7 protein-coding genes are annotated in these 5,182 nt (G+C 55.1%); all 7 read left to right on the forward strand.

The window, feature by feature from the left end; genetic code table 11:
- Positions 1–554 precede the first annotated feature (554 nt).
- The 7 genes from ACYVGK_RS17855 to ACYVGK_RS17885 all read left to right on the forward strand — a co-directional run bounded on the left by ACYVGK_RS17855 (position 555) and on the right by ACYVGK_RS17885 (position 5,096).
- Positions 555–980, forward strand: coding sequence for a hypothetical protein (locus tag ACYVGK_RS17855; RefSeq protein ID WP_460736216.1), 426 nt, complete (start codon positions 555–557; stop codon positions 978–980).
- An 89-nt stretch (positions 981–1,069) separates the two neighbouring features.
- On the forward strand, positions 1,070–1,747 hold the full coding sequence (locus tag ACYVGK_RS17860) for a CPBP family intramembrane glutamic endopeptidase (protein ID WP_460736218.1): 678 nt from the start codon (positions 1,070–1,072) through the stop codon (positions 1,745–1,747).
- Positions 1,748–2,219: 472 nt separating this feature from the next.
- A complete protein-coding gene (locus ACYVGK_RS17865; protein ID WP_460736220.1) occupies positions 2,220–2,582 on the forward strand; it encodes a hypothetical protein in 363 nt (120 codons plus the stop codon).
- Positions 2,583–2,762: 180 nt separating this feature from the next.
- On the forward strand, positions 2,763–3,221 hold the full coding sequence (locus ACYVGK_RS17870; RefSeq protein ID WP_460736222.1) for a hypothetical protein: 459 nt from the start codon (positions 2,763–2,765) through the stop codon (positions 3,219–3,221).
- A gap of 74 nt (positions 3,222–3,295) precedes the next feature.
- On the forward strand, positions 3,296–3,565 hold the full coding sequence (locus ACYVGK_RS17875; protein ID WP_460736224.1) for a hypothetical protein: 270 nt from the start codon (positions 3,296–3,298) through the stop codon (positions 3,563–3,565).
- 91 nt (positions 3,566–3,656) lie between these two features.
- Entirely contained in the window at positions 3,657–4,001 is a 345-nt protein-coding gene (locus ACYVGK_RS17880; protein ID WP_460736225.1) for a hypothetical protein, read from the forward strand.
- A gap of 621 nt (positions 4,002–4,622) precedes the next feature.
- Positions 4,623–5,096: a hypothetical protein gene (locus ACYVGK_RS17885; protein WP_460736227.1), complete on the forward strand. Its 474-nt coding sequence runs from the start codon at positions 4,623–4,625 to the stop codon at positions 5,094–5,096.
- The last annotated feature ends 86 nt before the right edge of the window (positions 5,097–5,182 follow it).

Below are 5,182 nucleotides of genomic sequence, written 5' to 3' on the forward strand. Positions count from 1 at the left end.
GTCTGGCTTCGTCAGCTCCATTTGCAGTGCTGTTTATGGACCTTGGCTGGGCGCTCACTATCGGCATACTTTTGTCTGGGCTCTCAGGCGGGCTGCTCGTGTGGTTCGTCGCTGTGGGCCCTAACAATTCATTCAAGCCGAAGCCGCTTCGCGGCTCGGCTTAATTCAGGCGTTAGCCACCAATGGAATTTCCTCGGCACATTCAACGGCAATTCCTGATTTCGTTCCTGCTCACCGCATTGAGCTGGCTCGTTACCTTTGCCTTCTATCAGCCGCGCTCTCTCCTTACGTTGGCCGCGCTCGCCGTGTCCGTAATCTGCGGTATCACGGTTTACCCCACGCTGTCCGCCGCGCTCTCTCGGATCACGAGAGAACGTCCTGCGCGTAACTGGCATAACCTGCTGCTACTGGCTGCTGCCACAATCCCAGTGGCCATTACGGCTGTCGCCGCTTTTGGTCTAGTCGTCGCACTCGCAGTGATAGCGGTTGGCGGCTAACAATTCATTCAAGCCGAAGCCGCTTCGCGGCTCGGCTTAATTCAGGCGTTAGGTGCCATGACCAAGCTCCTCGGATGTCTAACATCAATGCTCCTAGTCCCTGCCAGTGCGGCGGCGTGCTCGTTCGATCGGCTGCCACCAGCGGACTTGCTCAAGGCAAGTAGTGCTGCTGTCATTGCCGCTCCGGTCGCTATTACGTATCGCCCGGCCAATGCTGCTAGCACCTCCTTTACTGGCACCTTCGAGCAGACCGTCACTTGGCGGGTATCGCGCCGTTACAAGGGCGGACTTAGTGTTGGTGGGACATTCTCCACTGCAGAGAAAATCGACCGTCACGACCTGCCATGCGGAATCTCAACCGAAGTTCACGGCAAAGAGGAGCGGCTGGTTTACGTGTTCGGCAAAAGCCCAACCTTCCGCTTCTTTGAGGTGGATCTGAGCCAGGCTGGCAATGACCTCAAGGTGCTGGGTGCCGCAAAGTGAGATCCCCGCTGGCACCTAACAATTCATTCAAGCCGAAGCCGCTTCGCGGCTCGACTTAATTCAGGCGTTAGGCCGCTCATGGAGACTTCATGCTCGTTGCCCTAGGCATCGGCTTAGCTATTTCGCTTGCCGGCATTCTGCTTTTTCAGATTTCCTGCGATCTTCTTCATATTGATTCGCTCAGAGTCGCGCCTCGCTCCGCATTTTGGTTACTTGCGCTCTCCGTACTTGCAATTGCCGCATTGGAGCCTGGACTTTGGTTCAGGCAAATGGGCGTTCAAATACCCACATGGCCTCACGCCGCTGCAGCGCTTCTAGCGATACTTGCCAAGCTTGCTAGCACTCCTATCTTGCTGCGCATACAGAGGGCTTTTGGCGGGGTTGCTATTCAGCAAACCGAGCGGTTCCAAAGAATTAGAAGTCTCTCAATTTCCCACCAGCTCTACATTGTTATAACTGCGGCGGTGACTGAGGAGATACTTTATAGAGGCTATGCAATTGGCATTGGGCGCCATCTATTGGGCAGCCTATCTATCGCCATCGCTGCCTCGCTAGGCGCATTTGTCATATCTCATTTCCGATGGGGCGCCAGCCACCTATTCCCAGTATTTGTATCTGGGTTAATCCTCTCCATCCTGTTTGTCGCCACCGCCGACCTCTCCGCCTGTATTCTTGCCCACGTTGGTTTTATTGTCGGCGGCCACCTACTGCGGGTAGCGCGGCCTAACAATTCATTCAAGCCGAAGCCGCTTCGCGGCTCGGCTTAATTCAGGCGTTAGGCCGCAGGGATTGGCTCATGGGAGCTCTTATCAAAGCGCTATTTTCCATTTCAGACCTATTCGCCTGGTTACTGGTCACTTTTGCAGCAGTGAGCGCTGCGGCGTTTCCGTTTGCTGAGGTAGTACCCGGCCGACAATTTTCTATTTCCGCAATTGTTGCGGGTTGCCTCATGTGGGCATTCACCGCAGTCGGGGCCTACGGTCTTACCCGGCGCAAGCTAATCGGCCTGGCTCCAGCCACTCTTCCGGGATGGGTTGCACTGCTGTCAGGGCATGCTGGCTTTGGCTTGGCATTGCTCGGATTGGCGGCACTCGTTTTTGGCACCCCATTCCTTTTGGTCTTTATGCAGGCACGTAGGACCGGCTTGTCCGGGCCGGCGGCCTAACAATTCATTCAAGCCGAAGCCGCTTCGCGGCTCGGCTTAATTCAGGCGTTAGGTGCCGGATGCGAGTTCGCAACTTGTCAAAGATCGTCATGGCCTTGCTGGGCTCGCTTTTTGCCCTGATGGGCATCTTCTATCTCGCTATTGCCAGCATCGGCGACTTCTCCAAGGGCCGAATAGTCATGGTGGTAGCGGGCTGCAGCTTCCTCGTCATTTCAGCCCCCTTATTCGCATTCCTCGTCTCACGCCAGCTCGCCAAATTGCTTGGCGTGATCGCATTAATGGCATTCGCCGTAGCCATGGTTTGGCTGGCATTTCGTCCGGATACCCCAGCCGCAGACCCTACGAAGTATCAGGTGGGTGCTATTGCCTTGGTCGTACTATTGCTCGCACGAGTTGGGTTGTGGCTGCGGAGCAAGCGCTCCGGGTCCGGCACCTAACAATTCATTCAAGCCGAAGCCGCTTCGCGGCTCGGCTTAATTCAGGCGTTAGGCGGCCTGGAGAGTTCGTCGCCATATTTGGCGTTTGATCCGGTGCGTTTACTGGCCTGTCGCACGCCAGTTGCAGCCTTGCAGCTGGAGCTGGAACCCTTCCGGTTCCGCTCACGGCCACGCACCTCCATGAAAACTCGGAATCGCTTGCTAGTTGGCACCACCCTTGCGGCATTGCTCATTGGCAACGCTATTCCGGTTCTCGGGGTGGCAACAGGAACAATTACATCGTCGGAATTGAGGTCAGGCTTTTTTGTGCTAAACCTGTTTTTGGTCATACCCGCCATTCCGCCCGCATTGCTTGCCGCTTGGATCCAAAGTCATGATCCGGACCTCCATACTATGCCGGCATGGCTCAACAGCCTTGGAATCGTGTTCCTTGCCATCGTCGGTTACGCTGCATCAACCGCACTCATCAACAACTATGTGGCACCAGTATCCACGCACTCCGCACCGCTGTTTTTGCCAAAAAGCATTGGGCTGGTTATGTTCCAGACGTTGATTATCGCGGCAATTGCATTCATACCAGCTTGGCTTGTTGAAACCGCTGTCGTTCGGTGGGCTCTCAGTTCCAAGGCGGCCGCCTAACAATTCATTCAAGTGGAAGCCGCTTCGCGGCTCCACTTAATTCAGGCGTTAGGCGCCACAGCAGGGGTCGCGCAATGCCAACCTGGGTACTCTTCGCACTGCCGACTCTTTCGATCACGGGCTTTTGGCTCGCTATTACCTTTGGCTCCAATCCCATTGTCGTTGCGATTGCGGGAGCAATAGCCTTCTTCTCAATTGCCGTTGAGCTTATTGCTGTTCCGGTGACAATTCTTGCACTCACTTCTAGCCCACCGACGCGCACAACCCCTCGGCTTGTTGGCGTAGCATTCTGCTCGCTCCCCATTCTCGGCATTATTTCCGCCGTAATGTTTGGTGGCATATGAGTCATGGTGTTCACCGTCCCGGGGTGGCGCCTAACAATTCATTCAAGCCGAAGCCGCTTCGCGGCTCGGCTTAATTCAGGCGTTAGCCCTCATGAAAAGCATCGCCATTGCCCTAGCACTAGCCGCGCCTAGCTCTCCTGTGCCGCCGGCCAATCCGCCGTTCGACTTGCTCAAGAGCGACGCTGACCTCATCAGACACATCCAAGCCACTGATCACGTCTTTACTTCGTCTCTTGGCCGTTGCAGCAACGACAAGATTGATCGCGGCGTAGAGGGCTTTCCCAAAACTTTTGTCTACACCGCAACGTGTGCCATCAAGCCGCTTTCGGACACTCCCTGCCCCGCGTATTCGGTCATGGCAACAGGCAGCATAGACGGCCCATACATGGCAACGGTTAACAGCATTACGCTGGCCCTTCTGTGTCCTGGGCAATGAGGGCTAACAATTCATTCAAGCCGAAGCCGCTTCGCGGCTCGGCTTAATTCAGGCGTTAGCCCCCACTGAGAGATCATCATGATCCGCGCGTTAAAGATACTTCTTGCGGCAATGACTATTGCTACTGCTCTGGCGAGCTGTGCAACGGTCTCGCGAAATCACGCTGCATATGACCAGAATCTGGATGGCTTATGGCAAGGATCGATCACTCTCAGTGACACGCCCAAAGACGTCCTGGAGTTGAGGCTTCTTATTGGTCAAGGAGCACCTCGGGCTTGGCTTCAAGATGACGGAACATGGATTGAGGCTAAACCCGGTGCTTTCCGCATAAGCAGCAGTATGAGCAACGCCGTGATCTATGCAACAGACTCAGGCGCTGACGATGATGGGACATGGGTTGAGTCTTGGGCGATAGTTGCAACTCTTCGTTCGCCTGAGGATCTTCTTGTCGTTTGGTCGCGCGTCGTGAACAACCTCGACATGCCGCTCGAGAACGAGTCGAGCAAATATGGCTTACACGCTTCCGGAATATTGCACCGTGTATCGCGTGGGGGCTAACAATTCATTCAAGCCGAAGCCGCTTCGCGGCTCGGCTTAATTCAGGCGTTAGGGGGCGGAGTGATGGTTAATACATCTGACATAGGAGAGTTCATTAGCTCCTATACCGGGGAGCAGCGATCGCGCATCGCATTCCTATGGAATGGTGAGCACGCTGATAAATTCGTTGACACAAACCTTGAGTTCCGCAGCGCTGTAATTGATGCCATTGCAAATCAAGGCACTTCTGCGTCCATCGCCCTTCTTACCGACCTGCTAGATGAGGAAACCTCTTTCTCGGTGGAGGCATGGGGCGCCATTGATGAGCTCGCAGATCTGGCCGGAAAGCTCCTTCTTCAAGGTGGCACCGACAGTGTTTTGACGTTCATCCGCTGCAAGTGGAAGTCCTTTGATACAGAAATGGCATTTGCAGCCTTTGAGATTCCCGAGAGCCTTCGCAAAGAACTACAGGAGTTCTGTGAGTCTCAGGCTATGACAAGCACCCCAGACCAGCCCCTGTATGAGCAGGGCGCCAGATATTTCAAGAGCCTCGCGTGACGGCAGTCGGTCCGCCCCCTAACAATTCATTCAAGCCGAAGCCGCTTCGCGGCTCGGCTTAATTCAGGCGTTAGGCCCCGCGATGT

The organism is Lysobacter tyrosinilyticus, assembly GCF_054779815.1.